The sequence below is a fragment of the Terribium retamae genome (assembly GCF_022347545.1).
In the GTDB taxonomy this organism is placed as follows: Bacteria; Pseudomonadota; Alphaproteobacteria; order Rhizobiales; family Rhizobiaceae; genus Mesorhizobium; species Mesorhizobium retamae.
Window position 1 is genome coordinate 48378 of record NZ_JAKREW010000026.1, and the last position, 26377, is coordinate 74754.

Consider the following 26377-nt stretch of genomic DNA (forward strand, 5'->3'; position numbering starts at 1 on the left):
CATGGCAGTCGTCGGTTCGCGGGCTCGCAAGGCAAGAAAGACGGAACTCGACGACGCCATGGCGCAGGCGAAGTCCGCGATGATCATCGTTGCGGTCTTCAGTCTGGCCATCAATCTCCTGATGCTGGCATCGCCCATCTACATGCTCCAGGTCTATGACCGCGTTCTGGTTACCGGTCATCTGGAAACACTGGTATTGCTCACGGTCATGGCCGGCGCGGCGTTGCTTGTGCTCGGCCTGCTCGACATGTTGCGCAACATCGTCATGGCTCGTACCGCGAACTGGCTCAACGATCGCCTGAGCCCGGTCATCATTGCCGGTTGCGTTCGTGCCCGTTTGCTGGGGGATCAGGCCGGCACCCAGCCATTGCGTGACCTTGGACAGGTGCAGTCTTTCCTGTCGTCGCAAGCGTCTGCCGCGCTGTTCGACCTGCCCTGGACGCCGGTCTTCCTTCTGCTGATCTGGCTGCTGCATCCGGCGCTTGGAATATTCGCACTTGCCGCCACGATCCTTCTGATCCTGCTTGGTGTGCTCAACGAAATCGTCACGCGGAAGTCGTCCCTGGTGGCGAGCACTTCGCAGATCCAGGCTCTCCAGAATGCGGACATGACGATCCGCAATGCGGAGGTGGTTCGTGCGATGGGAATGCTTCCAGGTCTGCTGGAACGATTTCGCACCAGCAACGATGCCTTCCTCGGGGCCTCCGATGTTGCTTCCCAGCGGGGTGCCACCATCGTTGGCATCACCAAATTCGTGCGGCTGTTCGTCCAATCGGCAACACTGGGTCTCGGTGCCTATCTGCTGCTGCAGGGCGGAGCCACAGGCGGCGTGATGATCGCATCTTCTATCCTTCTCGGTCGTGCCCTGGCGCCCGTCGAGCATCTGATGGCGATCTGGCGCAATCTCGGGCAGACGCGCATCGCTTATGGCCGTCTGAGGGAACGTCTGCAGAATGTCAGCGCAGAGCCGTACCGGATCCGCCTTCCTGAGCCCAAAGGGCGGATCTCGCTGGAAAACGTCTCCTATTTTGCCCAGCCAGGGCGGCCCGCCATCATCGACAACCTGAGCGTTGCGTTCCAGCCCGGCGAAGCCGTCGCCATCATAGGCCCTTCCGCCAGTGGCAAGAGCACTCTCTGTCGGTTGATCGCCGGTATCGTTCTACCAAGTTCGGGGACGGTTCGCCTCGACGGCACGGATGTCCAGCACTGGAACGGCGAGCAGCTTGGCGAGGCGATGGGCTACCTGCCGCAGGATGTCGAACTGTTTTCCGGCAGTGTGCGCGACAACATTTCGCGCATGGCCAAGGCCGAGGATCAAGCTGTGATCAATGCGGCCATGCTGTCGCATGCCCATGAGATGATCCAGCGCCTGCCACAGGGCTACGAGACACCCATCGGCGATGCGGGGTCACGCCTGTCGGGTGGGCAGCGCCAGCGTATCGGCCTCGCCAGAGCCGTTTTCGGCCTGCCCAAGATCGTGGTGCTCGATGAACCAAACGCAAATCTCGATCAGGCCGGCGAGTCTGCGCTGGCGGCGGCCATCGCCGAACTGAAGTCCTACGGCACGTCTTTGATCATCGTCGGTCATCGGCCTTCGACGTTGGCGCAGGCCGACAAGGTGCTGTTCCTGCGCGATGGACGCATGCATCTGTTCGGGCCGCGCGACGAAGTCCTCGCCCGGTTGCGTTCGATCGCCAGGGAAGGGGAGCGCACCCCGCTGCATGTGGTCAGGGCCTCGGATGAGACGCAGGCCGACGAAGGCCCGGAGGACACATCGCAGAAGATTGCGCCGCCGGCAGCCCAGATCGAACAGATTGCCTGATGGGATGGAGCCGAAATGGGTCAGGTGCTTCAAGGGGAGGAGAACATGTCCGAAAGCCAGTCCGGCAAGTCCAAGGCAATCGCCAGGAAATTGCCAGATGTCATCGATGCCAAGGTCGAGCCGATACGTTTGAAGGATGTTGTTCGCGGGCCTGCCCGGTATGGCGTCCTGCTGGCTTACTTATTCATTGGTGGCGGTATCGTCTGGTCGTCGGTAGCGCCGATGGCCGAAGGAGCCACCGCGAGCGGCATCGTCAGCCCGGATGGAAGCCGGCGGACCGTGCAGCATCTCGAGGGGGGCATCATCAAGGATCTGAAGGTCCGGGATGGTGACCTGGTGCGCGTCGGCGATCCTTTGGTCACCTTGCAAAGCACGCAGGCTGCCGCTCTCTATGATCTCTACCTGGAGCAGGCCCGAACCCTGGAGGCGACGCAGGCCCGGCTCAGGGCCGAACAGGAAGGCAAGGACGAGATCGTATTCCCGGCCGATCTCGTTGCAAGCGCTGACGAGCGTGCCAGGAAAATCATCGCCGGCCAGACGTTGCTGTTCAACCAGCGCCGTTCCTCGCTCGAAGCGCAGTTGCAGATCCTCGACGTGCGCAAGCGCCAATTCGAGGAGCAGCTGGCGGGCTTGCGGGCACAGGTGATGAGCGTCGATGCTCAGCTTGCGCTGACCGTGCAGGAGCACAGCGTCAAGAAGAGCCTCGTCGACAAGGCGTTGTTGGCACGCTCAGAGACCCTGAAGCTGGAGCGCTCAAAGGCCGCCTTGGACGGGGATCGCGGCAGCTTCATCGGCCAGATCGCGGAGGTCGAGCAGAAGATCGGCGAGCTCGAAACCCAGAGCGTATCGCTGAAGGCGACACAATCGGCCGACATCGCCGACCAGCTGGAAAAGGCCCGTGCGAGTTACATCGATACGGCAGAGCGGCTCAATGCCAGCAAGGACGTGCTGGATCGCACTGTCATCACCGCTCCCGTCACCGGCAAGATCGCCAACCTCAAATTCAAGACGTCTGGTGGCGTGATCGGGCCGGGTCAGGCCATCCTCGATATCGTTCCGACCAATGAGCAACTGCTGATCGACGCGCGGGTTTCGCCAAGCGACATCGACGTCGTGGCAGCCGGCCTCGAAGCGACCATACATCTGACCGCCTATGCCAGCCGCGGCATGCCGCGCGTGACGGGAACGGTCAAGTCCGTATCCGCCGACAGGGTGACCGATGAAGCGACCGGCCAGTCCTTTTATCTCGCAAGGGTCGAAGTGCCGCAAAGCGAGTTGGAGACGCTGGATCAAGGGATTTCCATGACGCCGGGCATGCCGGCCGACGTCTTGATCGTGACTGGAAAGCGAACTGTACTCGCTTATCTGATGGAACCGTTCATGGCTGCCTTCCGTCGCGGTCTGCGCGAGGTGTAGGGCCGACTCTGGATCGACAGAAACAGCCGGCACAGCATGTGCCGGCTGGCAAGCATTTACTGCTTGGTTCGCAGCTCACTTGTCCTTGATGCGGGTCGCCTGCACGGGTGGCGCCTTTATCGCTGGCGCCGCCGCGGGCTTCTTGGCGTCTTTTTTGGGCTTGCGGGCCTCCTTGCCCGGTTTCATCGAACCTTTGGCCATGATTCGTTCCTCCATTCGACGGATCGAGTGAAACAACAGATCGCGCAAAGAGCAAGGCACAGTCATCCGATGATGATGCCACGCTGAATCAGGCGTTGTCCGGCTCTCCTGCGGCGCTACATTGCAGGAAGATCGGGAGAAATGCCATGAAGATCGACGGTAGCTGTCACTGCGGCGCAATCAGTTACGAGGCCGAGGTCGATCCCGGCACGACATCGATTTGCCACTGTACCGACTGCCAGCAGCTCACCGGAACAGCCTTTCGTGTCACCGTCCCCGCCTCCGAAGCGCAGTTTCGGCTCATCAAAGGCGAACCGAAAATCTATGTGAAAACCGGCAGCAGCGGCGCCAAGCGTCTGCAGGCCTTCTGCGGCGATTGCGGCTCACATCTTTACGTCGTCGGCGCAGGCGACGGGCCGAAGGTCTATGGCATCCGGGTCGGCACCGCCAGCCAGCGGCAGGATCTCGTGCCGCGGTCGGAAAAATGGCATGGATCGGCGTTGAGCTGGTTGCCGCATTTCGAGAGCGTCGAGACGACAACCGAGAGACAGTGACGATCGAGGAACGACGCTGCCAGAAACAATCAAGCGTCGTCGGGGTCGACCACTCGCAATCTGAGCTGCCCGGTTTTGGAATCAGCCGTGCGTGAGGCGGACTCGACCTTGCGTTGCCCGGCAGCTGTCTCGATATCTTCGGTGCCGTCCGTTCCGCCAAATTCCAGCGCTTCGATCTTCTGGCCACGCTTGGTGACCTTGGAGGACGAGACCAGGATATCGTCGATATCCTTCGTGGCTTGGCCGAAATGGGTTTGTAGCTTGCGCACCCTTTCATCAAGGCGCGAAACATCTTCCATCAGCCGGATGACTTCGCCCTGGATCAGATGTGCCTGCTCGCGCATGCGCGCATCCTTCAGGATCGCCTGGATGACCTGGATCGACAGCATCAGCAGTGACGGCGAGACGATGACGACACGGGCGCGATGGGCGCGCTGCACCAGTGCTTCGAAATTCTCGTGAATCTCGGCGAAGACCGATTCCGAGGGAACGAACATGAAGGCGGTGTCCTGGGTCTCGCCCTGGATCAGGTACTTCTCGGCGATATCGCGGATGTGCACCTCGATATCGCGCCGGAATGCCTGCGCGGCCACCTTCTGCAGCTCGGGACTTTCGGCGGCACGAATGGCATTCCAGGCTTCGAGCGGAAACTTGGCGTCGACCACCAGCGAGGGCGCGGCATTCGGCATCTTCACCAGGCAATCCGGGCGGCTGCCGTTCGAGAGGGTGGCCTGGAATTCATAGGAGCCATGCGGCAGCCCGTCGGCGACGATCGCTTCCATACGCGACTGGCCGAACGCACCGCGGGTCTGCTTGTTGGACAGGATTGCCTGCAGTTGCACGACCTGCCCGGCGAGCGACTGGATGTTGCCCTGGGCGGTGTCGATCACCGCCAACCGCTCCTGCAGCCTGGCGAGGCTTTCATGTGTCGACTTCGTCTGCTCGGTCATGGTCTGGCCGATGCGGCCGGTCATCGCGTCCAGCCTTTGGCCGATCGACTGCGTCAGCTCCGCCTGGCGGGCGCCGAACACTTCCGCCAATGCTCCCATGCGGCCTTGCATTTCGGCTTGGCTTTGCAGGATGCCGGCCATGCGGGCCTCGGCGTCGCGGGCATGATCGGCAGCTTCGGCCGCAGCAACGCTCCGCGCCTTGGCAGCGCGCCACAGCGCGACGATCAGCGCAACGAACAGCACGAGGACAAGAAACACGACGAAGCCCAATGCCTGGCCGAGTGTGATCGTCGTCGCACCGAGCCGGGCGACGGGTTCGGAAAGGATGGAGCCGAGGTCGTTCATCAGCCCAGCATAAACGATTCTCGTGACAGGAAAAGATCAAACCGTGAACATGCTGACAGCTGTACGGTTGACGCTTTCCCTGCAAGGTTTTAGGTGAGCGATATGTCGATCAAGCCGCTCATCATTCTCCCCGATCCCGTCCTTCGCCAGGTTTCCAAGCCGGTCGAGCGCATCGACGAGCCGTTGCTCAAGCTGGCCGACGACATGCTTGAGACGATGTATGATGCGCCTGGTATCGGCCTTGCCGCGATCCAGATCGGCGAACCGCTGCGTATGCTGGTGATCGACCTGGCCAAGGAAGGCGAGCCGCCTGCTCCCCATGTTTTCATCAATCCGGATGTTCTGGAAAGCGGTACCGAGCGCTCGGTCTATGAGGAAGGCTGCCTGTCGATCCCTGACTACTATGCCGAGGTCGAGCGCCCGGCCACCGTCAGGGTGCGCTATCTCGACCGCGAAGGCCGCCTGCAGGAGATGCAGGCCGAAGGATTGATGGCCACCTGCCTGCAGCACGAGATCGACCATCTGAATGGTGTGCTGTTCATCGACCACATCTCGAAGCTGAAGCGCGACATGGTGGTCAAGAAGTTCAAGAAACTCGCCCGCGATAAGGCGCCAAGCCGCCTGGCGGGCTGATCCGGGACAGATCCATGGCGCTTCGCGTGGTCTTCATGGGCACGCCCGATTTCTCGGTCGCGACGCTGCGCGCGCTGGCTGAGGCCGGGCATGACATCGTGGCCGTCTACACCCAGCCGCCGCGTGCCGCGGGTCGGCGTGGGCTGGAATTGACGCCGTCTCCCGTGCAGCGCGAGGCTGAGCGGCTCGGCATTGCCGTGTATACTCCCGTCTCGCTGAAGAGTGAGGCCGAGCAGGCCGCATTTCGTGCCCTGGATGCCGATGTCGCGGTTGTTGTCGCCTATGGTCTGCTGTTGCCGAAACCGATTCTCGATGCGCCACGTCTTGGCTGCCTCAACGGCCACGCCTCGCTTTTGCCACGTTGGCGTGGTGCAGCACCAATCCAGCGCGCCATCATGGCCGGCGATGCCGAAACCGGCATGATGATCATGAAGATGGAGCAGGGGCTCGATACCGGTCCGGTCGGATTGGTTGAAAAGTTGGCGATCGATCCCGACATGACGGCCGGCGATCTGCATGACCGGTTAATGGCGGCGGGTGCTGGATTGATGGTCGAAGCCTTGGCAAGGCTGGAGACCGGGACTCTGACCTTTGTGGAACAGGCAGCCGAGGGCGTGACCTATGCCGCGAAGATCGCTAAGACGGAGACCCGGATCGACTGGACCCGTCCCGCGGATGCGGTCCACAATCATATTCGCGGCCTTTCGCCTTTCCCCGGCGGATGGTGCGAGGCCACAATCGGCGGCCGGGTCGAACGGCTGAAATTGCTGCGTTCGACTGTCGCCGACGGCATGGGGGAACCGGGAGGAATTCTCGACGACCGGCTGACGGTCGCCTGCGGGTCAGGTGCGGTCAGGCTGGTCGAAGTGCAGCGCGCGGGCGGTAGGCCCGTGACCGCACAGGAGTTCCTGCGCGGGGCAAAGTTTGAAGAAGGAATGAAACTGTCATGAGCATGATGTCGATACGCGCGGCGACGCTGCGGGATCGCGAGGCGATCCGCCTCGTCGAAGAACATGCTTTCGGCCAGCAGACCGAGGCTGGCCTCGTCGATGCGATCGTTACCGAAGGCGACGCCGTCCTTGAGCTGGTCGCTGAAGAAGATGGCCAGGTTGTCGGCCACATCCTGTTTTCGCGTCTTTACGTAGAGAGTGGCGGCAAGCAGTTCCCGGCCGTGGCGCTGGCGCCGCTTGCCGTCGAGCCGGATTTCCATGGTACGGGCATTGGCGGCGCGCTGGTCCGCGAGGCTCATATCCGTCTCAAGGACGCCGGCGAAAACCTGGCCATCGTGCTGGGCGACCCGGCCTATTACGGCCGCTTCGGCTACAGCCACGAACGTGCGGCCGGCTTTGCCAGCGAATATCAGGGTGAAGCGCTGCAGGCCCAGGCCTGGGGCGAGGCGCCTGAGAGCGGCGAGCTGGTCTACGCTTCGGCTTTCGGCACCGCGCTGGCCGCGTAGCGTTTCGACGTGCCCCGCTATCGCCTCGACATCGAGTATGACGGCGGGCCATATTCCGGCTGGCAGCGGCAGGCTGTCGGCCAGCACTCGGTGCAGGCGGCTATCGAACAGGCTATCGAACGCTTCTGTGGCGATGCGATCTCAATTCGGGGTGCGGGGCGAACCGATGCCGGTGTGCATGCCACGGCACAGGTTGCGCATGCGGACCTGAGCAAGGATTGGCCGGCGGATACGGTGCGCGATGCCGTCAATGCTTACCTGCAGCGAGCCGGCGAACGTGTGACGATCCTCGGCGCGGTTGCCGTGCCGGATGAATTCGACGCGCGGTTTTCCGCGGTCGGCCGGCACTATCTTTATCGCATCGCCAATCGCCGCGCTCCGCCCGCGCTGGATATGGGCAAGGTCTGGTGGGTGCCGAAACGGCTCGATGCCGAGGCCATGCATGAAGCGGCGAAGGTTCTGCTCGGGCGGCATGACTTCACCACCTTCCGCTCCACGCAATGCCAAGCCAACAGCCCGCTGCGGACACTGGAGCGGCTGGATGTCACGCGACGTGGCGAGATGATCGAAGTTCGCACCTCGGCACGGTCGTTCCTGCACAATCAGGTGCGCTCCATGGTCGGGTCGCTGAAACGGGTCGGCGAAGGCGCGTGGACCGCCGCCGATCTCAAGGGGGCCCTTGACGCGCGCGACCGCGCTGCCTGCGGCCAGGTCGCCCCACCTGACGGTCTGTTCCTTACGGGCGTCGATTACCCGACATCCTGATCTCATCAGATAGCAAAGGCTGCCTTCAATCGGCCTTGGCAATCGCATTGACGTTGCGCCGGTGCTCGATCGGCTGCGCCATATAGCTGGGCATCGGCCAGACCGTGGTCGAGCCGGGTTGTACCGGCCGTTCCAGATAGGTCGACAACACCACATAACTGCGAGTGGCCATCACTCCCGGCGTATCATATAGCTTGGCCAGCAGCCCCTCCAGTGCGCGCGTGTCCCTGGCGCGAACTTTCAGCAGCATGCAGGCATCACCCGCGACCGAATGGATTTCCTCGACCTCGGGATAGGCGGAAATCGCCATCAGCTCGGGCGTCTTGCCCCAGCCGCGTGTGTCGACATGGACAAAGGCGAGCAACGGCTTGTTGACGGCGACCGGATCGATCAGCACCGAGGTGCTGCGGATCGCCTGGCTTCGGCGCAATCGCTTGACCCGTTCATGCGCGGCCGGCGCCGACAGCCCGACTTTCTCGCCGAGTTCAGCATAGCTGACGGTGGCATCCTCACACAGTGCGCCTAATAGTTTTCGGTCCATCTCGTCCAGGTCGCGTTCCGGAACACGGTTTTGCCGAATGTCATCTGTTTCTTGCTTCATAGTCGAAATTTCTCTTGTTGCGGAATGTCATTCCGCCATCATGCATCCATGACGAAGACGGATCAATCACCTCCCTTGCTGGCTGAAACTGCGCGTTTGCCGGCGGTAGCCTATGTGCTCACCTTCTGCATCGCGGTCATAGGTTCCAACTCGCTGGTGCTCGGGCCGATCGCACCGGAGGTAGCGCGCACACTGGGCTCGAATGTTGCCCTGGTCATGTCGGGCTCGGCCGCCTTTGGGCTGGGAACGGCTGCCAGCGCACTCTTGATGGCGCGCCACGTCGACAGGTTGGGTGCCCGGCGCATGCTGTTGTGGGCACTCGTGGGCCTGTCTGCAGGTCTGCCGTTGAGCGGGCTGTCGCGGGGGGTGCCAGCCTTGGCGGCTGCGCAGCGCGCCGCCGGCGTCGCGTCCGGCATCGCGTTGCCGGCAATCTATGCCAGCGCTGCGGCGGTGGCGCCTCCCGGACGCGAAAGCCGAACCATCGGCGTGGTCTTGACCGGCTGGACGCTGAGCATGGTTGCCGGCGTCTCATTGTCGGCCGTTGTTGCCGATTACGTTCACTGGCGTGCCGTCTATGCGGTCGTTGCGATGCTGGCTCTCGCCGCATCTCTCATCTTGAAGGTTAGCCGATACCGCGACGTGCCCGCCCCAGGTCCCGCGCCGCAGCCGCTCGCCGCCCTGCGTATCGCTGGCGTCAAGCCGCTGCTTATCGCCTGTGCTGCGTTCATGAGCGCATTCTACGGCGTTTACGGCTACCTGGGAGATCACCTTCACAGCGATCTCGGCGAGCCCGTCAGCGCCAACGGCATCGTGGCGCTGGTCTACGGTATCGGCTTTGGGGCGGCCGCCCTTCTCGACGGCATCGTCGATCGGTTGGGGCCTCGCCGTGTCATGCCCTTCGCGTTCTTGGCCGTCGCAGCCGTCTACCTCGGCTTCGCGCTGGCGGGCGACAGCTTTATTTCGGTGCTGGTCCTCACCTTCGTGTGGGGTCTTACCAACCATTTCGGCCTGAATGTGCTGATCATGCGGCTTGCTGCGATCGATCCGGCGCGCCGTGGTACCATCATGGGGCTGAACAGCGCCGTCACTTACCTTGCGGTGTTTGCAGGAACGACCGGCTTCGGCCCGCTTTATGCGACACGAGGATTTGCTTTCGCGGCCCTCACGGCGCTTGTGCTGATGCTGATCGCCGCTGTTGCGGGGAGTTGGCGATCGGGGGATCGAGCCGGATTACCCGGTTAGAGCATTCCAGGGAACGTAAGCCGCGCTAGTCCCCGATCATCGGCACGCCGATCAGCTTCTGCAGTGCGAACAGCACGATCAGCGATGCGACGAACATCCCGGCAAAGACGGCCGTGGCCATAGCCGCTCCCTTGCCGATCGCCTGGTTTGTCATACGCCAGCTGAATATCAGCGACACAAAGAAGAGCAGCAGCGAGACGAGTCCGCTTGCCTGGCCGGCCGCTGGAAAGAGCAAGCGGATAAGGGCGCCCGGAAGCATTACCCAGGCAATGATCGCCGAGGCCCAATTGCTGGCAACCACATAATGCACGAACCGCCCACCAAGCCCCGCCCGTGGAGCAATGGCGGCCAGTGCCAGCAAGGGTAGAACCCAGGTGCCGATATCGACGAAAGCCAGTTTTAGAAGCAGCTCGAAACGGCTGCCCGCAGTCTCGCCCGTCGTGTTCGCGATGCCGACCCAGCCGACGATCAGGGCGGGTGCGGCAACGGCGATGGCGAAAAAGGAATTCCAGAAGCCATCCGCCGACAGGTCAAGTTGGCGTAAACCCTCGGACTTGCCCAGCATCATGCGCCAGGCGCCAGTCAGCGACGATTGGATTTCATCTGCCGAAAGCATGCTTGGCTCGCCTACCCGAACCAGTCCTCGATGAAGCGCTGATAGATCACCGTCAGCGTTTCGAGATCGTCCAGTGCTACGCGCTCATCAACCATATGCATGGTCTTGCCGACAAGACCGAATTCGACCACGGGGCAATAGTCTTTGATGAAGCGTGCATCGGATGTGCCGCCCGATGTCGACAGCTGTGGTTTGCGACCGGTGACGGCGGCGACCGAACCACTCAGCGTTTCAATCAGCTTGTCGTCGCGGGTCAGGAAGACGTGGCTCGGACGATCCTTCCAGACGAGTTCGAAGTCGACCGGCTCCTTGCGGCCCTTGCGATATTTCCTGCGACCGCTGGCCGTGTCGAGCCGGTTGTGGATTTCGGCCTGTACCGTTTCTGCGTCCCAGGTGTCGTTGAAGCGAATGTTGAAAGTGGCGCTTGCCCTGGCCGGAATGACGTTGGTCGCAGGATTGCCGACGTCGATCGACGTGACCTCGAGATTCGTCGGCTGGAAATTCTCCGTGCCCTTGTCAAAGATGGGATTGAGCAACGCATCGGTAAGTGTCATCAGTCCGCGCACCGGGTTGTCGGCAAGATGTGGATAGGCGACATGGCCTTGCCGGCCGTTGACGGTCACGGTTCCCGACAGCGAGCCGCGCCGACCGATCTTGATCATGTCGCCAAGCGTTTCGGGATTGGTGGGCTCGCCGACGATTGAGGCATCCCATTTTTCACCCTTCGCCGCCGCCCATTCCAGAAGCTTGACCGTGCCGTTGATCGAGGGCCCTTCTTCGTCGCCGGTGATCAGCAGGGAAACAGAGCCCTTCGGACCACCTTTCTCGGCGACATGCCGGGCAAGTGCAGCGATGAAGCACGCTATGCCGCCTTTCATGTCGACGGCGCCACGGCCGTACATTTCGCCATTGGCAATGGCTGCCGAAAAGGGCGGATGTGTCCATGCCGCTTCGTCACCGACAGGTACCACATCGGTATGACCGGCGAACATCAGATGCGGACCGTTGCCCGAGCGCCGTGCATAGAGGTTCTCGACATCCGGCGTCCCGTCTTCCCGGAACACGGGACGCTCGATGGCGAAGCCGAGCGGTTTCAGCATGGTCTCCAGTGACGACAGCGCACCGCCTTCGGCTGGTGTCACCGAAGGGCAGCGAATGAGAGCGGCGAGATTCTGGGCAGGATCGATCGGCAGTGTCATGTGCGCAGCGTTATTCCAAAGATGGGATCGTGTCACGGCTCTGGATTGCTATCCTTGGCGAAACCGCCTGTTATGATCGAAAATGGATTGGCGTGACAAACAGGCGGATGGCACGGAGATTGCAATGACCCTGCGCGACGCGTCTGTCGTCGTGGCCGGTGCCGGCAGTATCGGCTGCTATGCCGGCGGTTGTCTGGCATTGGCAGGACGCAGGGTGACCCTGCTGGTCAGGCCTCGAATCGAGCAGGCCTTGCTGCGCGCTGGCTTGCGCGTCACCGATCTCGAAAAACGCGACAGGCGGCTGAGCCAGGCAGCCTTTATGGTGGAGACGCAAGCTCAGGCGGCTCTAAAAGGGGCCGATGTCGTGCTTGTGACAACCAAGAGCCGTGCGACGGAAGAGATTGGCCGGCAGATCGCGGCGCACGCGCCCAAAAATGCGGTCATCGTCAGCCTGCAGAATGGCGTCGACAATGCCGATCGTTTGGCAGCGACCGTCGGTGGCCGGCGCGTAGTCGCCGGCATGGTGCCTTTCAACGTCGTGCAGGAGGACGACGAAAACCCGTTCAGGGTGCATCGCGCCAGCGAGGGCACTGTGCTCGTGGAGAGCGGCACGCCTGGAATATCGACCTTGCTGAATGTCGAAGGTTTCGCGACCGCCACGCATGCCGACATGCGTTCCGTGCAATGGGGCAAGCTGCTCTTTAATCTCAACAACGCGCTCGTGGCCTTGTCCGATCTTCCTCTTGCAGCCGAACTGTCGGATCGCCGGTGGCGTTTGCTGCTGGCGAGGCAGATCGCCGAAGCACTGACGGCGATGAAGGCTGCCGGTGTCAAGCCAGGACGTGTTGCCGGTCCGCCGCCTGCATTGCTGCCGACGATCCTGCGGCTGCCCGACTTCCTGTTTCTGCGGCTTGCGAAGCGCATGCTTGCGATCGACCCGCAGGCGCGGTCGTCCATGTGGGAAGACCTGCAGCGCGGCCGCGTAACCGAAATTGACGAACTGCAAGGCTCCATCCTTCGTCTTGCCGACAGGACCGGTGTGCAGGTGCCGCTGGTACGGCGTGTCACGGCGCTGGTGCGGCAAGCCGAACAACGCAATCAAGGCTCACCGCGACTGCCGCCGGAAGCCGTCGAACAGACCTGAAGGCTTGACCTGCCCCTCAGGAAGCGCTCGGCAGATGGGCGCGGTGGCGCCCCTTTCCTGCGCGCTTGGCATCATAGAGCGCGAGGTCGGAGCAAGTGAGCAATTGCTCCGCTGTGTCGCCGTCGATTGGAGCACGCGCGCTGCCGATGCTGAGACCGATATAGACCGGTGCCGGGACTTCGATGTCGAAAGGTTCTGAAATTGTTTCGATGGCACGCTTGGCCAGGTGGGCCGCCTCGATTTCCGACGTGGCCGGCAGCAGAACGACGAACTCGTCGCCGCCGATCCGGAATACCCTGTCGGTCGCGCGGAAAGTCCGTCGCAGCCTGTCGCCGACCAGGCGCAGCAGGCGATCGCCGGCGACGTGGCCGTAGCTGTCATTGACCTGCTTGAAGCCGTCCAGGTCCATGCTGAGCACGACGAAGGGCCTGCCGCCATTTGCGGCGGGTGGCGCTAGGCGATCGCACATGCGATGCAATTCTTCCTGCATAAGGATGCGGTTGGGCAGACCCGTCAGCGCATCCCGGACTGCGAGGTCGCGGTTGTCGAGTTCGGCACGGATCATCCGGATGGTGATGGCGTGATTGTGCACGAGGACCCCGATGATCCCGGCCACGTAAAAGGGAATCTGGAGACCGACTACCCACATGCCAGGTTGAGGTGAAAACAGCGCACCGAGCATGAAGGGCAAGCTGACCACCAGCATGACCAGGATGGCATATCGCGGGGTCGCGGCGTTGCGGGAGGAGACAACGGCTACCACGCCAGCGACATTCAGTCCGGCCAGGACGGAAAGGACCAGGTTCTGGCTTGCAATACAGCCGAAACAGCCGAGACCGAAAATCACGGACCAGATGCCGCCAGCGCTCATCAGGGCCGCAAGAGGCGGGGTTTCGCCATGAAGCCGTGCTGCCTCGCAACGCACGATCAGGGTGAAGCGCACGATCAGCAGGACAAACTCGGCCGCGATCCACAGCCACGGCCACCTCGCATCAGTAAGGGCAATCGCCGTCCCCGCGAGGACAACCACGCTCAGGCTGGCAAAGAGGATGGCAAATTTTCGGTCGTAAGTGGTTTCGAGAAAGCGAGAGCGGACGGCTCCCGATTCGTCCTCCAGCGGAGCCGAGAACCAGTCAAAGAGGCGCGAGGCCGGTTCTTCACGGCCAATGCCGGGAATTTTCTCCGGTTCCGCCAGCGACTCCTCCTTATTCAGCTACCGAGCCTGCTCCCCATTATACATGGAGGAACTAAGAATCCCTTAGGGTTCTAGTATAGCGCGCATGCGCGAAGCTGCTGCAATCAATAAGGTCAAGCGGGTGCGTTGGTCTCCCGACCATAGCGGTTGGGCCCCTGCGTTCCCTGGGGAAGGCAGAGTATCAGAAACACCACGATGTCGCCGATGATGAAGAACACGCTGTACCAGCCGGTCCTGCCAAAATCGTGCAGTCGTTTCGCAGCAAGCGCCAGATGGGAAACAAACAATACCCCCATCACCATCAGGAACATCGATGGTAGCTGCTCGAGGATATTTTGGTCCATCCTGAGGTCCAGGCGGGAGACGGCATAGAACCGAATGACATAGAGCAGTGCACCGGCAAGCGCGAAAGCCTGCCGGCTCAGCCGTCCGTTGAATCCGAAAAACGCCCAAAGCGCCTGCTGGAAACTCACGCGATCACCATCAATCGCGCAGCAATTCATTGATGGATGTCTTTTCCCGGGTCTTGGCGTCAACGCGCTTGACGATGACCGCGCAATAGAGGCTCGGACCAGCTTCGCCATTCGGCAATGGCTTGCCCGGCAGCGAACCGGCCACCACAACCGCATTCGCGGGCACTTCGCCGTAGAAGACCTCGCCGGTGGCACGATCGATGATCTTGGTCGACTTGCCAATGAACACACCCATGCCGAGCACCGCACCCTCGCGCACGATACAGCCTTCGACGACTTCCGAACGTGCGCCGATGAAGCAATTGTCCTCGATGATGGTCGGGCCGGCCTGCATCGGTTCAAGCACACCGCCAATGCCGACGCCGCCGGAGAGGTGCACGTTCTTGCCGATCTGCGCGCAAGAGCCGACGGAGGCCCAGGTGTCGACCATGGTGCCGCTGTCGACATAGGCACCGACATTGACGAAGGAAGGCATCAGCACCGCCCCCGGCGCGACATAGGCCGAACGGCGCACCACGGCCGACGGCACCGCACGGAAGCCCGCCTTTTCGAATTCAAGCGAACCCCAACCGTCGAACTTCGAAGGAACCTTGTCCCACCAGGAAGCGCCGCCGGGCGCACCTGAAATCAGTTCCATCGGCTTCAGGCGGAACGAGAGAAGTACGGCCTTCTTCAGCCACTGATTGACCTTCCATTGGCCATCAGCCTGGCGTTCGGCGACGCGCGCGGTGCCTTTGTCGAGCAGTTCCAGCGCTGATTCGATGGCGTCGCGCACTTCGCCGCGAGTCGCGGTCGAAATGCCGTCGCGCTCCTCGAAAGCCTTGTCGAGGGTCTTTTCAAGGCTCGCCAGATCGGGCTTCGACATCAAATGCTCCGTTACAACGCTGTGAAAGGCAGGCTCTTAACCTGTTTGAAAGCCGCGCGGACCCTATTTGAAGGGAATGTGAGGGTCAATCGCAGCTGCGTCACGGGACGACGCTTGGAAGGGATTTGGACGGGTGGATATGAACCCAATGGAAAAGACGGGCTGGACGCCCCTGCCACACTCGGATGAAGACCTGGAACGCGCGAAAAGCGTCCCCGATACGCCGCAGACACGCGCTTCGACTTATCGCCTCGCCTGGAACGACGAAGAATTCATGACGCGGCGCGAGTTGAGGCCGGTTCGGCTGCAACTCGAACTGCTGAAGCCGGAGATGATCCTGGCTGAGCGTGGCATCCGCTCTACCGTCATCCTGTTCGGCGGCGCCCGTATTCCGGAGCCAGGCGGCGAGGCCTGGGCGGCGAAGAACGAGACGCAGAAGCGCAACCTTGAAAAGAACAGCCGCTACTATGATGAGGCGCGCAAATTCGCACGCCTGTGTTCGCAGCACTCGGCTGCGTCCTATTATCGCGAGTTCGTCGTCGTCACCGGGGGCGGGCCCGGCGTCATGGAGGCCGGCAACCGCGGCGCCGACGATGTTGGGGCACCATCGATCGGCCTCAACATCGTTCTGCCGCACGAGCAGGCGCCGAACCCTTATGTGACGCCGGAATTGTGCTTCAACTTCCACTACTTCGCCATCCGTAAGATGCATTTCGTCATGCGCGCGAAGGCCGTGGCCGTGTTCCCCGGCGGCTTCGGCACCATGGACGAGTTCTTCGAGACGCTGACGCTGATTCAGACCGGCCGCATGGAGCGCGTCCCGGTGATCCTGTTCGGCAAGGAGTTCTGGAAGCACGCCATCGACCTGGATTATCTGGCTGAACAGGGCACGATCACGCCGGGCGATCAGGACATCATTGATTTCGTCGACACCGCCGACGAAGCCTGGGACATCATCCGTCGCTTCTACACACTCTGAGGCCCGCTCTCCATTCAGCGAACGCTTGATGGACGCAAAACGTCTCAGGCGTTCGCTTCTACAATTGTCGATAGGAAACCGGCGAGGTCGTCGGTGACATAGTCGACGTCGTCGGCATTGTCGGGGTCGCGCTCCCAGATCTCCGAGAAAGTCGGCTCGAAATTGTGCGGCACCACCAGAACCGTGGTCATCCCGAGCGCTTTCGGCACGGCGAGATTGCGGGCGAGATCTTCGAACATCACTGAATTCGGGCCGCTGACCGCGTGCAGATTTGCAAATTTCTCATAGGTCTGGGGCGCCGGCTTCGGGGTCAGGCCCGCAGCAACGATGTCGAAAATATCATCGAAATGATCGAGGATGCCGAGCTGCCGCGCCGCACGTTCGGCGTGGCCGCGGTCGCCATTGGTGAAGATGAACTTGCGACCCGGCAATTGCCGAATTGCCGTTCCCAGCACAGGGTCCGGCACCAGCCACGAATAATCGATGTCGTGCACTTTCTCGAGAAAGTCGTCCGGGTCGATCTTGTGGCGCTCCATCAGCCCGTTCAGCGTGGTGCCGTACTCCAGATAGAGCTCCTTCTGCAGCTTGCGCGCATCCTCGCGCGACAGCGTCAAAAGCTCCGCCACATAGGCCGTCATCTTAGCGTCGATCTGGGAGAATAGGTTCGAGTGGTGCGGATAGAGCGTGTTGTCGAGGTCGAACACCCAGTCGGTGACATGAGCAAAACGGGCGGGATCGGGGGATTCGGTCATGACGCAGTTATCGCACGAAACCAGCGAAGCGGAAGCGGCTTTATCGGCGGCTGTTGCGGGTCGATTGAGGCCAGATTGGCGCCATCGTTCAAATTTTAGCCAGCACTTAAAGAAGACTTTCAAGTCTTGGCGTCATAAGGCCGCCAATCGGGAGGGAGGGCAGTTATGGCCAGCATAGTCTTGCGTTCCGCAACTGTTGCTGGCGCGGCGGTCCTCGTCTCGCTCCTCGTCGTTCTTGCGCTCGGGTTTCTGGCCAGCGACCTCATCAGTCTCGATGCGTGGATTATCGGCACCATCTGTCCGGTTCTGATAGCCGGGCCGACCAGCGCCTACATGTTTGCGCAAGGCGACAGGCTGAAGGCAGCGCATCGCGAGCTTGCCCGCACCCATGCGCAGCTGGCTGTCGCGCATAGGCGGCTATCCGACAAGGCGAGCCGCGACGACATGACCGGCATGCTCAACCGCGAGAGTTTTTTCGCGGCGCTCGAACACGCCAGAGGCAAGGCCGGGGGCGCACTGCTCATCATCGATGCCGATCATTTCAAGGCCATCAACGACAGCTACGGTCATCTCACCGGGGACGAGGCCTTGCTCCTGATTGCCGGCGCCATCAAGCGCGCGATGCGTGCCGGCGACGTCCTCGGCCGCATCGGCGGCGAGGAATTCGCCGCTTTCCTGCACGACGCCGACGAGCGGGAAGCAGCCCGCATCGCTGAACGTATCCGTACGGAAGTGGAACTGATCCTGTTCAGGCCGGTGGAGCGCATCGTCCGATTGACGGTGTCGATCGGCGGCGCGCTTTTCCTGGAAACGATGACGCTGCAGGATCTCATGCGCAGCGCCGATCTGCGCCTCTATGAGGCCAAGCGCCGGGGCCGCAACCTCGCGATCGTCGGCGCTGCGGTTTCCCGCGCTGCCTGACGCCGGCGACGGCTCAGAAGCCGTAGACGGCGATGCGCACCAGAACCGCCGCCATCGCCAGCGCGACGATCATGGCGCCCATGCCGATCGGCGATCCCCAGCCGTACCATTCCATGGAACGCTCGGCGAAACGCAGTTCCTCTTCCCGCGACATTTCTGACTGAGCCATCGGGCCTATCCTTCTCTTTGGGTTCAACTTGTCGGCATCTCAACTTTCATCTAATGATACCTCAGTCGAAATGTTCGATAAATTAATAGTTAGATGATCGAAATAAATCCGTCAACCCGGAACCGAGACGAACTGCTCACCGCATTGCTGGGTGCCATCATGCGCTGGCAGGACGAGACACAGAGTTTCGATGAGGCGGTGCGCGAGGAAATGGGCATCAACAGTGCCGAAGGGAGATGTCTCAGCCTGCTTTATCACGGGCCGCAATCGGCTGGCGCGATCGCCCGTGTTTCGGGCCTGACCCCGGCGGCGGTGACGGCGCTGATCGACAGGTTGGAGGCGCGCGGGTTCCTGACACGCACACGCAGCACCGAAGACCGGCGCAAGGTCGTGGTCGAGGCCACGGAAAAAACCCGCAGCCTGTCGGAACGCTATTACGGTGGCATTGCTCGCGAGGGCGAAAAAATGCTGCGCACCTTCAGCGACGCGGAACTCGGCACGATCCTGGAATTCATGACCGCCGCTGCCGACCTGCAGCACAACGAGTTGCGGAAGCTGAAGGAAGGCGAACAACCGGACTAGGGCAATTTCCAGCAGCGGCTTGCGTCTGGAAAGCCAACCGGAGCTTTACGGCACGATCAGCGTGCCGGCGCCATGTTCGGTGAACAGCTCGAGCAGCACCGAATGCGGCGTCTTGCCGTTCAGGATGACCACGCCTTCGACGCCGCGCTCGATCGCTTCGATGCAGGTTTCCACCTTGGGGATCATGCCCCCGGAAACCGTGCCGTCTGCGATCAGCGCCTTGGCTTCTGCCACCGTCAGCTCGTCGATGAGTTTCTTGTCCTTGTCGAGCACGCCCGGGACGTCGGTGAGGAACAGAAGGCGTGTCGCCTTGACCGCCCCGGCTATGGCGCCGGCGAAGGTGTCGGCGTTGATGTTGTAGGTATGGCCGTCGCGGCCGGGAGCCACCGGAGCCAGCACCGGGATCATTTCCGAGCGTGCCAGCAAGTCGAGCAGGGTGCGGTCGACCTCGACCGGTTCGCCGACGAAGCCGAGATCGAGCACGCGTTCGATGTTGGAATCAGGATCCTTGATCGTTTTGTGCGCCTTGCGGGCAAAGACCATGTTGCCGTCCTTGCCGCACAGGCCGATCGCCCACTCGCCTTCGGCATTGATCAACGCGACGATCTCCTTGTTGATCGATCCGGCGAGCACCATCTCGACGATTTCGACCGTCTTTTCGTCCGTCACGCGCAAACCGCCCTCGAAGCGCGACTCGATACCCATCTTGGTCAGCATGGCCGCGATCTGCGGGCCGCCGCCATGCACCACGATGGGGTTCACGCCGGACTGCTTCAAGAGCGCGATATCGCGGGCAAAGGCCTTGCCGAGTTCGATGTCGCCCATGGCGTGGCCGCCATATTTCACCACGACCGTCTTGTTCTCGTAGCGCTGCATGTAGGGCAGTGCCCTCGAGAGCAGCGCGGCCTGCATTTCGGCGTTGGCGGCGGCTTCCGTCATGGCGAATTTCCCGGCTGGCTGGAAAGAAACGGCGAGGTCTTAGCGGGAAACAGCGAAGGGGGCAATGATAGGAGAAGGGCAAGTCTTGTTTTGATCCGATGCCGGCGTCATCTGTTCGTGAACAGCGGTGAAACCGTCAAACGGGTGTCACGATGACCGGGTTCGATCCGAAAGCCCATTGGCAGGACGTTTATTCCAGCAAGGCAACGACCGCGGTCAGCTGGTATCAGGAGGCGCCGGCGCCTTCGCTCGACCTGCTGCAACGGGCTGGCGCCAAGCCGGATGTTGGCATCATCGACATTGGCGGTGGTGCGTCCATGTTGACGGACACGCTTCTGGCGCTTGGCTATCGCGATCTTTCCGTGCTCGATATCTCGCAGTCCGCGCTCGATGCTGCGCAGGAACGCCTCGGTGCCGCGGCGGGCAAGGTCGACTGGATCGTCGCGGACGTCACGGACTGGCGCCCCGAACGTTCCTATGACATTTGGCACGACCGGGCAGCGTTCCATTTTCTGACCCAGGAAAGCAGCCGGATCGCCTATGTCGAGCGATTGCGCTTGGCTCTGCCTGTCGGCGGCCATGCAATCATCGGTACCTTTGCGCCAGACGGTCCCGAAAAATGCAGTGGCCTGACCGTGCAACGCTACGATGCGGAATCCCTCGGCGCTGAACTTGGTGTTGGTTTCGGGCTCATCGACAGCCGGCGTTACGACCATGTCACCCCATGGGGCGCAACGCAGCATTTCCACTTCGGCACGTTTCGCCGCGAGGCCTGACCCTATTGCGGCACGCGCAGGAGCGCACGCCGCTTCAGCCAGCCGGAAATCGTCTCCATCTGTGCCGCCAGCGAAAGCAGCGTCTCTTCGCCGCCGGGACGGCCGGCAGCTTGGACACCGAGCGGCAAGCCGGCATCGGTGACATGTACCGGCAGCGCTATGGAAGGCTGGCCGCTGACATTCTGGATGGCCGGCCACGGCGTGAACCACAGGCTCTTGTCGAGCAGTTGCGAGAAGAAGCCGGGTATCCTGAGCAGCCGCGTCAGGTGCAGCTTGTCCAGCGCGGTTTCGATGATGTCATCGATACCTTTCGGGCTCATCGCGCCGCAGGCGAGCGGAGGATGCGCGATGATCGGCATCAGCACAGCATCATAGCGGGCGGTCGCGGCGATCAACTGGCGGCTGGCGGCGTGAAGCCGCTCCAGCAAGGTGTAGGTCTCGCCGCCGGACATCAATTCTCCGAAGCGGCCGAGCAGCCGCGTCGCGCGTTCGACGTCGCCCGTGACCGATCTGCCATTACGGGCTTTTTCCATGCGAAGCGACCCGGCTACGGCCGAAGCGACACACATGGCAAAGGTTGCCATGAAGGTACGATCAATCATCGGCAGGTCGATCTCTTCCACCCTGTGGCCACCTTCGCGCACGATCGCCACCGCCTTGTCGAGGGCGTCCATCGTTTCGGCTGAAATCGGCAGCCCGAGCGGCGATCTGGTGTAGACGGCGAGGTTGAGCTTTCCCGGCTCTCGGGCCGCTGCCGCGACGAAGGCACTTTGTGGCGGTCGAGCGGCATAAGGCGCCAGCGGGTCCGGGCCATGGGTAAGATCAAGCAGCAACGCGCTGTCGCGGACCGACCGGGTGACGGCATGGTCGACCACGAAGCCGTACCAGCTCTCCGAAACCAGCGGCGATAATGGTACCCGACCGCGCGAAGTCTTGAGGCCGACCAGGCCGGTACAGGCAGACGGCACACGGATCGAGCCGCCGCCGTCGGACGCATGTGCGACAGGCACCACACCTGCCGACACCAATGCCGAAGCGCCTCCCGAAGAGCCGCCGGTGGTATGGCCGGTGTTCCAGGGGCTGCGGGTGATCCCGAAAGCGGCAGATTCCGTCATAAGCCGCAAGCCATATTCCGGCGTGGTGCTGGTGACGATCGGGTTGAGACCCGCAGCCAGATAACGCTCGGTCAGAACCGAGTTGAAATCGGGTACGAAAGGCGGGACCCGACTACCGCCATGTGTGGCAATTCCCTGAATGGCGATGCCGAGGTCCTTGATGGCGAAAGGCACACCGGCCAATGGCAGGGTGCGGTCGATCGTCTTCGCCCGTTCTCTCGCAGCATCGTAGAGCGGTTCGGCAATGGCGTTGATTTCGCCGCGGGTCGCCTCGGCGCGGGCTATTGCTGCATCGGCGAGTTCGAGGGGTGATAACGCGCCGCTCTGGACGAGGGCCGCCAGACCCATCGCGTCGTTCTCCCACAGCGTCCGCTCGACCGACATGCCACCCTCCCAAGCCAGACGAAGTTATCGGGCCGCTGTCACCTTTTCAATCAATGCCGAACCGCGGCCGGTTCGCTCCACTAGGCAAGGCGCGGTGGCCATCATAGTCTTGGCGCCGATGACGCCAGAGGACATCGCCACACTGATCGTCCGGACTTCGCTGAAGGATCGGGCAGCGTTCGATCTGCTCTACCGGCAGACGAGCGCGAAACTTTTCGGTGTCTGCCTGCGTGTCTTGAACGACCGTGCGGAGGCCGAGGAGGCGCTGCAGGAGGTGTTCGTCAAGGTCTGGACGAAAGCCGACCGCTTCGCCGTTTCGGAACTGAGCCCGATGTCGTGGCTGATCGCGGTGGCGCGCAACCATGCGATCGATCGCATCAGGGCGCGCCGCCGTCCGGCTGCCGACATCGATGCCGCGCTCGACGTGGCCGACCCGGCGCCGGGACCGGAGGCGCTGGCTGTGGCAGGCGGCGAGGCCGACCGCATCCACCGTTGCCTCGAGGAGCTTGAGCAGGATCGGGCAGACGCGGTGCGAGGCGCTTACCTCAAGGGAGAGAGCTATGTCGAACTTGCGGAACGCCATGCTGTTCCGCTCAATACGATGCGGACCTGGCTGCGGCGCAGCCTGATCAGATTGCGGGAATGCCTGGAACGATGACGGCAAGCGACCCTACCGGACCCGAACGAGACGACGACGTACTTGCTGCGGAGTATGTGCTCGGCGTGCTTTCGGCGGGCGAACGCCAGGCAGTCGCGCAGCGGGTCGAACAGGATCCTGCTTTCGCGCGCCTGGTCGATGCCTGGGAGGGGCGGCTTTCACCACTCGCTGCGGGTTACGCCGAGGTCGAGGCCCCACCTTCGGTTAAGGCTGCGATCGATCGGCGGCTATTCACGAGCAGTGCTGCGCAGCAGGATCGAACCGGCCTCTGGTCCAGTCTTGCCTTCTGGCGCGGCCTGGCTGCTGCAGCCTTTGCCGCATTGGTGCTTGCCGTCGCCGTCCCTTATCTCGGTGCACCGCCCTCGCCGCCGCAGATGGAGTTGGTCGCGTCGCTCACGGCGGAAGGCAGCGATGTGCGCTATGTTGCGGTCTATGACGGGGTTCGCAACGAGGTGCGGCTGTCGCATCTTGCCGGGCAACTCGCTTCGGACAAGGATTTCGAGCTCTGGCTGATCGAGGGTAAGGATGCGCCGGTATCGATAGGCGTTGTTCCCGCTGGCAGTACAGCGCAACTGACCCCGCCCGTACTTGTTCGTGAAAAGCTTGCGCAAGGCGCAGTGCTTGCCATCAGCCTTGAGCCGAAAGGTGGTTCGCCGACGGGGCAGCCGACAGGGCCAGTGGTGGCTGCCGGCGATCTGAATGACATCTGATCCGAACGGCATGGAAAAAATTTCGACCGGCTGAAACTCGGAAAGATCGCCTCCCGTATCTCCTCGCGTCCCCGAAGCGGGTTGAACCAGAGGAGATCGAATATGCGTAAGACCACAAAGCTGCTTTTCGCCGGTGCCGTCGTGCTGTCGGCGTTCGCCGGCATCGCCTATGCCAAGAACCCCATGGTTGGCGGCGCGCCGATGTATGCCGAGAAGAACATCATCGAGAATGCCGTGAATTCGAAGGACCACACCACGCTGGTTGCCGCGGTCAAGGCCGCCGGCCTGGTGGAGACCCTTCAGGGCAAAGGTCCGTTTACGGTCTTCGCACCGACCAACGAGGCTTTCGCGGCCCTGCCCAAGGGCACGGTCGAAACGCTGCTGAAACCGGAAAACAAGGACAAGCTCACCAAGATCCTCACATGCCACGTCGTTGCCGCCAAGGCGATGTCCGGCGATGTCGCCAAGATGGTCAAGGCCGATGGCGGTGCGCACGCGGCCAAGACCGCCGGCGGTTGTGGGCTGACGCTGAAGGACAAGGACGGCAAGGTCACGGTGACCGACGAAAGCGGCAATGTCGCCCATGTCACGATCGCCGACGTTGAACAGTCGAACGGCGTCATCCATGTCATCGACAAGGTGCTGTTGCCCAAGATGTAACAGCGGGCCGGTTCCCGGCGAAAGCAGGAATAAGGCGTGGCGGCTGCACGTTGTCCTCTCAGACTGGCGTGTGGCCGCCCGCATTTACCCCTCGGTCAACAGCAAGTGATTTCGCGGTGGATGCCGAAGGGGGCAGGATACGAAAAGGGATGAGGTTCATGGATCGGCGTGATTTCCTTCTTGGCACCGCAGCCATCGTAACGGTCGGGGCAGGCGCCTGGGCGCTCTCGCGGCTTGGTGGTGCACAGCCCGCTCGGGCCGAGACCTTCGAGGTCCAGAAGACTGATGCCGAATGGAAGGCCAGTCTGTCACCTGAGCAATATGCCGTGCTGCGCCAGGAGGATACCGAATATCCTGGCACCAGCCCGCTTCTCAATGAGCATCGCAAGGGCGTCTTTGCCTGTGCCGGCTGCGCTCTGCCACTTTATGCGTCCGAGACAAAGTTCGATTCAGGCACCGGCTGGCCGAGCTTCTGGGAGGCCTTGCCCAATGCCATTGGTACGCATGAAGACAGGACGCTCGGCATGGTGCGAGTGGAGTGCCATTGCCGTCGCTGCGGCGGTCATCTCGGCCACATCTTCGACGACGGTCCGCCACCCACCGGCAAGCGCCATTGTATCAACGGCGTCGCCCTGAATTTCCAGGCTGCGGCCTGACATCCGATGCGGGTCAGTGACCGCCTCCGCCGCCACCCGCTGCGGCTGGAGGGCGCTTGATGACCATCACAAAGGCTGCCAGCGATGCGAATAGCATCGTCAGCAGATAGAAAACGTCCATGAAAGACAGCAGCGCAGCCTGCTGATGCACGATGCCCGAGAGCTTGGAGAGGGCAGCGCTGCTGGCATCCAGTCCGCCCTGAGCCTGAAAGTTCAGCGTCATGTTGCGCAGCTTGTCCTGCGCGGCCTCGCTGCCCCACTGCACATGTTCCGACAGGCGGGCGTAGTGGAAAGCGTTGCGGTCGATCAATATGGTGTTGATCAGCGCCAGCCCCACCGCGCCGCCAAGGTTACGGGTCAGATTGAACAGGCCGGATGCATTCTTCAGTCGCGACGGCGGCAGGGTGCCAAGCGCAATGTTGTTGATCGCCACCATGCACAGCATCATCGAGGCGCCGCGCAGGATCTGCGGAACGAACAGCTCCCAGAAATCCCAGTCGGCGGTGAGATGGGTCATCTGCCAGGTGCCTGCAGCGAAGCCGACAAAACCGGTCGCGATCATCACGCGCGGGTCGAGCTTGTTCGAAAGGATGCCGGAGACCGGAGCGGTCAGGAACATCGCGAGGCCGGACACGAACAGCGCCTCGCCGATCATCATGGAATCGTAGCCGCGGATACGGCCGAGATAGATCGGATAAAGATAGGTGAGGCCGTAGAGACCAATACCCATGACGAAGGAGAACAGCGAGCCGAAGGCAAAATTGATGTTGCTGAAGGCGCGCAGGTCGACGATCGGCTCTTCTGCGGTGAAGACGCGCCAGAAGAACACGATTGCGCCGACCGTCATGACGATGGCGAAGATGAACACGGACTGCTCCTGCAGCCAGTCGTGGTTCGGGCCTTCTTCCAGCACGTACTCCAGCGAGCCGAGAAACGCCGCCATGCCGGCAAGGCCCCACCAGTCGAACTTCTTCAGCAGGCTCATATCCGGCTTGTCGAAATCGATCAGCGTCCAGGCTGCCGTCGCGACCAGGATGCCAGGTACGACATTGATCAGGAACAGCCAGTGCCAGGACATGGCGTGACTGATATAGCCGCCGACCGTCGGGCCGATCGTCGGAGCCAGCGTGGCGACGAGGCCGATCATCGGCGAGACGATGGCGCGCCGCGACGGCGGGAAGATGGTGAAGGCGGCCGCGAAGACCGATGGGATCATGCCGCCGCCGATGAAACCCTGGATGGCCCGGTAAATGATCATCTGGTCGATATTGGTGGCGGTCGCCGCCAGCGCACTGGCGGCGGTGAATCCGGCTGCGGAGATCGTGAACAGCACGCGCGTGGACAGCATGCGGCTGAGGAACCCCGAAAGCGGGATCATGATGACTTCGGCGATCAGATACGAGGTCTGCACCCAAGGGATTTCATCGGAACTGGCGGACAGGCCAGCCTGGATCTCCGCGAGCGACGCCGACACGATCTGGATGTCGAGGATCGCCATGAACATGCCGAACACCATCGCCAGGAAGGCGATGACTCGCCTGGGCTCGATGTGATCGACCGGCCCTGCTCCGGCAACGGCGTCGACGCTCGACATGGTGG

General features: G+C 62.1%; 30 protein-coding genes. 17 read left to right on the forward strand and 13 right to left on the reverse strand.

Annotation, left to right across the window (positions count from 1 at the left end):
- Position 1 precedes the first annotated feature (1 nt).
- Entirely contained in the window at positions 2 to 1822 is a 1821-nt protein-coding gene (locus tag L4923_RS21365) for a type I secretion system permease/ATPase (protein WP_239368876.1), read from the forward strand.
- A 45-nt stretch (positions 1823 to 1867) separates the two neighbouring features.
- Positions 1868 to 3238, forward strand: a complete 1371-nt coding sequence (locus L4923_RS21370) for an HlyD family type I secretion periplasmic adaptor subunit (RefSeq protein ID WP_239368878.1) — start codon at positions 1868 to 1870, stop codon at positions 3236 to 3238.
- A 75-nt stretch (positions 3239 to 3313) separates the two neighbouring features.
- Here L4923_RS21370 and L4923_RS30975 read toward each other — a convergent pair whose 3' ends face one another.
- Positions 3314 to 3439, reverse strand: a complete 126-nt coding sequence (locus L4923_RS30975) for a hypothetical protein (protein ID WP_152979900.1) — start codon at positions 3437 to 3439, stop codon at positions 3314 to 3316.
- A 146-nt stretch (positions 3440 to 3585) separates the two neighbouring features.
- Between L4923_RS30975 and L4923_RS21375 the strand changes: the two genes are divergently transcribed.
- Positions 3586 to 3993 carry a GFA family protein gene (locus tag L4923_RS21375; RefSeq protein WP_239368880.1) on the forward strand — a complete coding sequence of 136 codons (408 nt, stop codon included), beginning with the start codon at positions 3586 to 3588 and terminating at the stop codon, positions 3991 to 3993.
- 29 nt (positions 3994 to 4022) lie between these two features.
- Here the strand turns inward: L4923_RS21375 and L4923_RS21380 are convergent, their stop codons facing one another.
- On the reverse strand, positions 4023 to 5288 hold the full coding sequence (locus L4923_RS21380; RefSeq protein WP_239368882.1) for a DNA recombination protein RmuC: 1266 nt from the start codon (positions 5286 to 5288) through the stop codon (positions 4023 to 4025).
- Positions 5289 to 5390: 102 nt separating this feature from the next.
- Between L4923_RS21380 and def the strand changes: the two genes are divergently transcribed.
- From def to truA, 4 genes are read left to right on the forward strand one after another with little or no spacing between them, the layout of a single operon-like run.
- Complete coding sequence (def, locus tag L4923_RS21385; protein ID WP_239368884.1) at positions 5391 to 5921, forward strand: peptide deformylase; 531 nt, start codon at positions 5391 to 5393, stop codon at positions 5919 to 5921.
- A gap of 14 nt (positions 5922 to 5935) precedes the next feature.
- Entirely contained in the window at positions 5936 to 6871 is a 936-nt protein-coding gene (gene fmt, locus L4923_RS21390) for a methionyl-tRNA formyltransferase (RefSeq protein ID WP_239368886.1), read from the forward strand.
- A complete protein-coding gene (locus L4923_RS21395; RefSeq protein WP_239368888.1) occupies positions 6868 to 7377 on the forward strand; it encodes a GNAT family N-acetyltransferase in 510 nt (169 codons plus the stop codon). The genes fmt and L4923_RS21395 overlap by 4 nt, the downstream gene beginning before the upstream one ends.
- Before the next feature lie 9 nt (positions 7378 to 7386).
- Positions 7387 to 8142 carry a tRNA pseudouridine(38-40) synthase TruA gene (truA, locus tag L4923_RS21400; RefSeq protein WP_239368890.1) on the forward strand — a complete coding sequence of 252 codons (756 nt, stop codon included), beginning with the start codon at positions 7387 to 7389 and terminating at the stop codon, positions 8140 to 8142.
- 25 nt (positions 8143 to 8167) lie between these two features.
- Here truA and L4923_RS21405 read toward each other — a convergent pair whose 3' ends face one another.
- Positions 8168 to 8743, reverse strand: a complete 576-nt coding sequence (locus L4923_RS21405; protein ID WP_239368892.1) for an Lrp/AsnC family transcriptional regulator — start codon at positions 8741 to 8743, stop codon at positions 8168 to 8170.
- A gap of 48 nt (positions 8744 to 8791) precedes the next feature.
- On the opposite strand from L4923_RS21405, the gene L4923_RS21410 reads away from it, so the two are divergent.
- Positions 8792 to 9985, forward strand: coding sequence for an MFS transporter (locus L4923_RS21410; protein ID WP_239368894.1), 1194 nt, complete (start codon positions 8792 to 8794; stop codon positions 9983 to 9985).
- Positions 9986 to 10010: 25 nt separating this feature from the next.
- On the opposite strand, the gene L4923_RS21415 is transcribed toward L4923_RS21410, so the two are convergent.
- Both L4923_RS21415 and dapE read right to left on the reverse strand, forming a co-directional pair.
- Entirely contained in the window at positions 10011 to 10601 is a 591-nt protein-coding gene (locus tag L4923_RS21415; protein WP_239368896.1) for a transporter, read from the reverse strand.
- 11 nt (positions 10602 to 10612) lie between these two features.
- Complete coding sequence (gene dapE, locus L4923_RS21420; RefSeq protein WP_239368898.1) at positions 10613 to 11800, reverse strand: succinyl-diaminopimelate desuccinylase; 1188 nt, start codon at positions 11798 to 11800, stop codon at positions 10613 to 10615.
- Positions 11801 to 11924: 124 nt separating this feature from the next.
- On the opposite strand from dapE, the gene L4923_RS21425 reads away from it, so the two are divergent.
- Complete coding sequence (locus L4923_RS21425; protein ID WP_239368900.1) at positions 11925 to 12944, forward strand: 2-dehydropantoate 2-reductase; 1020 nt, start codon at positions 11925 to 11927, stop codon at positions 12942 to 12944.
- A gap of 16 nt (positions 12945 to 12960) precedes the next feature.
- Here L4923_RS21425 and L4923_RS31115 read toward each other — a convergent pair whose 3' ends face one another.
- The 3 genes from L4923_RS31115 to dapD all read right to left on the reverse strand — a co-directional run bounded on the left by L4923_RS31115 (position 12961) and on the right by dapD (position 15477).
- Entirely contained in the window at positions 12961 to 13974 is a 1014-nt protein-coding gene (locus L4923_RS31115) for a GGDEF domain-containing protein (RefSeq protein ID WP_239368902.1), read from the reverse strand.
- A 278-nt stretch (positions 13975 to 14252) separates the two neighbouring features.
- A complete protein-coding gene (locus L4923_RS21435; RefSeq protein WP_239368904.1) occupies positions 14253 to 14612 on the reverse strand; it encodes a DUF805 domain-containing protein in 360 nt (119 codons plus the stop codon).
- A gap of 10 nt (positions 14613 to 14622) precedes the next feature.
- On the reverse strand, positions 14623 to 15477 hold the full coding sequence (gene dapD, locus L4923_RS21440) for a 2,3,4,5-tetrahydropyridine-2,6-dicarboxylate N-succinyltransferase (RefSeq protein WP_239368906.1): 855 nt from the start codon (positions 15475 to 15477) through the stop codon (positions 14623 to 14625).
- Between the two features lie 139 nt (positions 15478 to 15616).
- Between dapD and L4923_RS21445 the strand changes: the two genes are divergently transcribed.
- Positions 15617 to 16456 (forward strand): LOG family protein, encoded by an 840-nt coding sequence (locus tag L4923_RS21445; protein WP_239368908.1) that lies wholly within the window; start codon positions 15617 to 15619, stop codon positions 16454 to 16456.
- A gap of 44 nt (positions 16457 to 16500) precedes the next feature.
- Here L4923_RS21445 and L4923_RS21450 read toward each other — a convergent pair whose 3' ends face one another.
- Positions 16501 to 17208 carry a pyrimidine 5'-nucleotidase gene (locus L4923_RS21450; RefSeq protein WP_239368910.1) on the reverse strand — a complete coding sequence of 236 codons (708 nt, stop codon included), beginning with the start codon at positions 17206 to 17208 and terminating at the stop codon, positions 16501 to 16503.
- 165 nt (positions 17209 to 17373) lie between these two features.
- Here L4923_RS21450 and L4923_RS21455 point away from each other — a divergent pair, with 165 nt between their 5' ends.
- Positions 17374 to 18129 carry a GGDEF domain-containing protein gene (locus tag L4923_RS21455; protein WP_239368912.1) on the forward strand — a complete coding sequence of 252 codons (756 nt, stop codon included), beginning with the start codon at positions 17374 to 17376 and terminating at the stop codon, positions 18127 to 18129.
- Between the two features lie 13 nt (positions 18130 to 18142).
- On the opposite strand, the gene L4923_RS21460 is transcribed toward L4923_RS21455, so the two are convergent.
- Positions 18143 to 18298, reverse strand: a complete 156-nt coding sequence (locus L4923_RS21460; RefSeq protein WP_239368914.1) for a hypothetical protein — start codon at positions 18296 to 18298, stop codon at positions 18143 to 18145.
- A gap of 93 nt (positions 18299 to 18391) precedes the next feature.
- Between L4923_RS21460 and L4923_RS21465 the strand changes: the two genes are divergently transcribed.
- Positions 18392 to 18880: a MarR family winged helix-turn-helix transcriptional regulator gene (locus L4923_RS21465; RefSeq protein ID WP_239368916.1), complete on the forward strand. Its 489-nt coding sequence runs from the start codon at positions 18392 to 18394 to the stop codon at positions 18878 to 18880.
- Between the two features lie 45 nt (positions 18881 to 18925).
- Here L4923_RS21465 and argB read toward each other — a convergent pair whose 3' ends face one another.
- A complete protein-coding gene (argB, locus tag L4923_RS21470) occupies positions 18926 to 19819 on the reverse strand; it encodes an acetylglutamate kinase (RefSeq protein WP_239368918.1) in 894 nt (297 codons plus the stop codon).
- Positions 19820 to 19971: 152 nt separating this feature from the next.
- Between argB and L4923_RS21475 the strand changes: the two genes are divergently transcribed.
- The gene (locus L4923_RS21475) at positions 19972 to 20595 is read left to right on the forward strand and encodes a class I SAM-dependent methyltransferase (RefSeq protein WP_239368920.1); all 624 of its coding nucleotides are present in this window, start codon (positions 19972 to 19974) and stop codon (positions 20593 to 20595) included.
- A gap of 2 nt (positions 20596 to 20597) precedes the next feature.
- Here L4923_RS21475 and L4923_RS21480 read toward each other — a convergent pair whose 3' ends face one another.
- Positions 20598 to 22094 (reverse strand): amidase, encoded by a 1497-nt coding sequence (locus L4923_RS21480; protein ID WP_239368922.1) that lies wholly within the window; start codon positions 22092 to 22094, stop codon positions 20598 to 20600.
- A gap of 118 nt (positions 22095 to 22212) precedes the next feature.
- On the opposite strand from L4923_RS21480, the gene L4923_RS21485 reads away from it, so the two are divergent.
- The 4 genes from L4923_RS21485 to msrB all read left to right on the forward strand — a co-directional run bounded on the left by L4923_RS21485 (position 22213) and on the right by msrB (position 24778).
- On the forward strand, positions 22213 to 22752 hold the full coding sequence (locus L4923_RS21485; protein WP_239368952.1) for a sigma-70 family RNA polymerase sigma factor: 540 nt from the start codon (positions 22213 to 22215) through the stop codon (positions 22750 to 22752).
- Positions 22749 to 23462 carry an anti-sigma factor gene (locus tag L4923_RS21490; protein WP_239368924.1) on the forward strand — a complete coding sequence of 238 codons (714 nt, stop codon included), beginning with the start codon at positions 22749 to 22751 and terminating at the stop codon, positions 23460 to 23462. Before L4923_RS21485 ends, L4923_RS21490 begins: the two co-directional genes overlap by 4 nt.
- A 102-nt stretch (positions 23463 to 23564) precedes the next feature.
- On the forward strand, positions 23565 to 24122 hold the full coding sequence (locus tag L4923_RS21495; protein ID WP_239368926.1) for a fasciclin domain-containing protein: 558 nt from the start codon (positions 23565 to 23567) through the stop codon (positions 24120 to 24122).
- A 158-nt stretch (positions 24123 to 24280) separates the two neighbouring features.
- Positions 24281 to 24778, forward strand: coding sequence for a peptide-methionine (R)-S-oxide reductase MsrB (gene msrB / locus L4923_RS21500; RefSeq protein WP_239368928.1), 498 nt, complete (start codon positions 24281 to 24283; stop codon positions 24776 to 24778).
- A gap of 13 nt (positions 24779 to 24791) precedes the next feature.
- Here the strand turns inward: msrB and L4923_RS21505 are convergent, their stop codons facing one another.
- Positions 24792 to 26372, reverse strand: a complete 1581-nt coding sequence (locus tag L4923_RS21505; protein WP_239368930.1) for a DHA2 family efflux MFS transporter permease subunit — start codon at positions 26370 to 26372, stop codon at positions 24792 to 24794.
- Positions 26373 to 26377: the final 5 nt, after the last annotated feature.

What these genes read in the sequence shown, in the direction of transcription:
- L4923_RS21450 (WP_239368910.1), bottom strand. Translation starts at nt 17,208, where the DNA reads ATGACCGAATCCCCCGATCCCGCCCGTTTTGCTCATGTCACCGACTGG.
- L4923_RS21480 (WP_239368922.1), bottom strand. Translation starts at nt 22,094, where the DNA reads ATGTCGGTCGAGCGGACGCTGTGGGAGAACGACGCGATGGGTCTGGCG.
- L4923_RS21380 (WP_239368882.1), bottom strand. Translation starts at nt 5,288, where the DNA reads ATGAACGACCTCGGCTCCATCCTTTCCGAACCCGTCGCCCGGCTCGGT.
- L4923_RS30975 (WP_152979900.1), bottom strand. Translation starts at nt 3,439, where the DNA reads ATGGCCAAAGGTTCGATGAAACCGGGCAAGGAGGCCCGCAAGCCCAAA.
- L4923_RS21460 (WP_239368914.1), bottom strand. Translation starts at nt 18,298, where the DNA reads ATGGCTCAGTCAGAAATGTCGCGGGAAGAGGAACTGCGTTTCGCCGAG.
- L4923_RS21445 (WP_239368908.1), top strand. Translation starts at nt 15,617, where the DNA reads ATGAACCCAATGGAAAAGACGGGCTGGACGCCCCTGCCACACTCGGAT.
- L4923_RS21415 (WP_239368896.1), bottom strand. Translation starts at nt 10,601, where the DNA reads ATGCTTTCGGCAGATGAAATCCAATCGTCGCTGACTGGCGCCTGGCGC.
- L4923_RS21485 (WP_239368952.1), top strand. Translation starts at nt 22,213, where the DNA reads ATGACGCCAGAGGACATCGCCACACTGATCGTCCGGACTTCGCTGAAG.
- L4923_RS21495 (WP_239368926.1), top strand. Translation starts at nt 23,565, where the DNA reads ATGCGTAAGACCACAAAGCTGCTTTTCGCCGGTGCCGTCGTGCTGTCG.
- L4923_RS21375 (WP_239368880.1), top strand. Translation starts at nt 3,586, where the DNA reads ATGAAGATCGACGGTAGCTGTCACTGCGGCGCAATCAGTTACGAGGCC.
- msrB (WP_239368928.1), top strand. Translation starts at nt 24,281, where the DNA reads ATGGATCGGCGTGATTTCCTTCTTGGCACCGCAGCCATCGTAACGGTC.
- L4923_RS21365 (WP_239368876.1), top strand. Translation starts at nt 2, where the DNA reads ATGGCAGTCGTCGGTTCGCGGGCTCGCAAGGCAAGAAAGACGGAACTC.
- L4923_RS21395 (WP_239368888.1), top strand. Translation starts at nt 6,868, where the DNA reads ATGAGCATGATGTCGATACGCGCGGCGACGCTGCGGGATCGCGAGGCG.
- fmt (WP_239368886.1), top strand. Translation starts at nt 5,936, where the DNA reads ATGGCGCTTCGCGTGGTCTTCATGGGCACGCCCGATTTCTCGGTCGCG.
- dapE (WP_239368898.1), bottom strand. Translation starts at nt 11,800, where the DNA reads ATGACACTGCCGATCGATCCTGCCCAGAATCTCGCCGCTCTCATTCGC.
- L4923_RS21425 (WP_239368900.1), top strand. Translation starts at nt 11,925, where the DNA reads ATGACCCTGCGCGACGCGTCTGTCGTCGTGGCCGGTGCCGGCAGTATC.
- L4923_RS21465 (WP_239368916.1), top strand. Translation starts at nt 18,392, where the DNA reads ATGATCGAAATAAATCCGTCAACCCGGAACCGAGACGAACTGCTCACC.
- L4923_RS21405 (WP_239368892.1), bottom strand. Translation starts at nt 8,743, where the DNA reads ATGAAGCAAGAAACAGATGACATTCGGCAAAACCGTGTTCCGGAACGC.
- def (WP_239368884.1), top strand. Translation starts at nt 5,391, where the DNA reads ATGTCGATCAAGCCGCTCATCATTCTCCCCGATCCCGTCCTTCGCCAG.
- argB (WP_239368918.1), bottom strand. Translation starts at nt 19,819, where the DNA reads ATGACGGAAGCCGCCGCCAACGCCGAAATGCAGGCCGCGCTGCTCTCG.
- L4923_RS21475 (WP_239368920.1), top strand. Translation starts at nt 19,972, where the DNA reads ATGACCGGGTTCGATCCGAAAGCCCATTGGCAGGACGTTTATTCCAGC.
- L4923_RS21455 (WP_239368912.1), top strand. Translation starts at nt 17,374, where the DNA reads ATGGCCAGCATAGTCTTGCGTTCCGCAACTGTTGCTGGCGCGGCGGTC.
- L4923_RS21505 (WP_239368930.1), bottom strand. Translation starts at nt 26,372, where the DNA reads ATGTCGAGCGTCGACGCCGTTGCCGGAGCAGGGCCGGTCGATCACATC.
- L4923_RS21370 (WP_239368878.1), top strand. Translation starts at nt 1,868, where the DNA reads ATGTCCGAAAGCCAGTCCGGCAAGTCCAAGGCAATCGCCAGGAAATTG.
- L4923_RS21490 (WP_239368924.1), top strand. Translation starts at nt 22,749, where the DNA reads ATGACGGCAAGCGACCCTACCGGACCCGAACGAGACGACGACGTACTT.
- L4923_RS21410 (WP_239368894.1), top strand. Translation starts at nt 8,792, where the DNA reads ATGACGAAGACGGATCAATCACCTCCCTTGCTGGCTGAAACTGCGCGT.
- dapD (WP_239368906.1), bottom strand. Translation starts at nt 15,477, where the DNA reads ATGTCGAAGCCCGATCTGGCGAGCCTTGAAAAGACCCTCGACAAGGCT.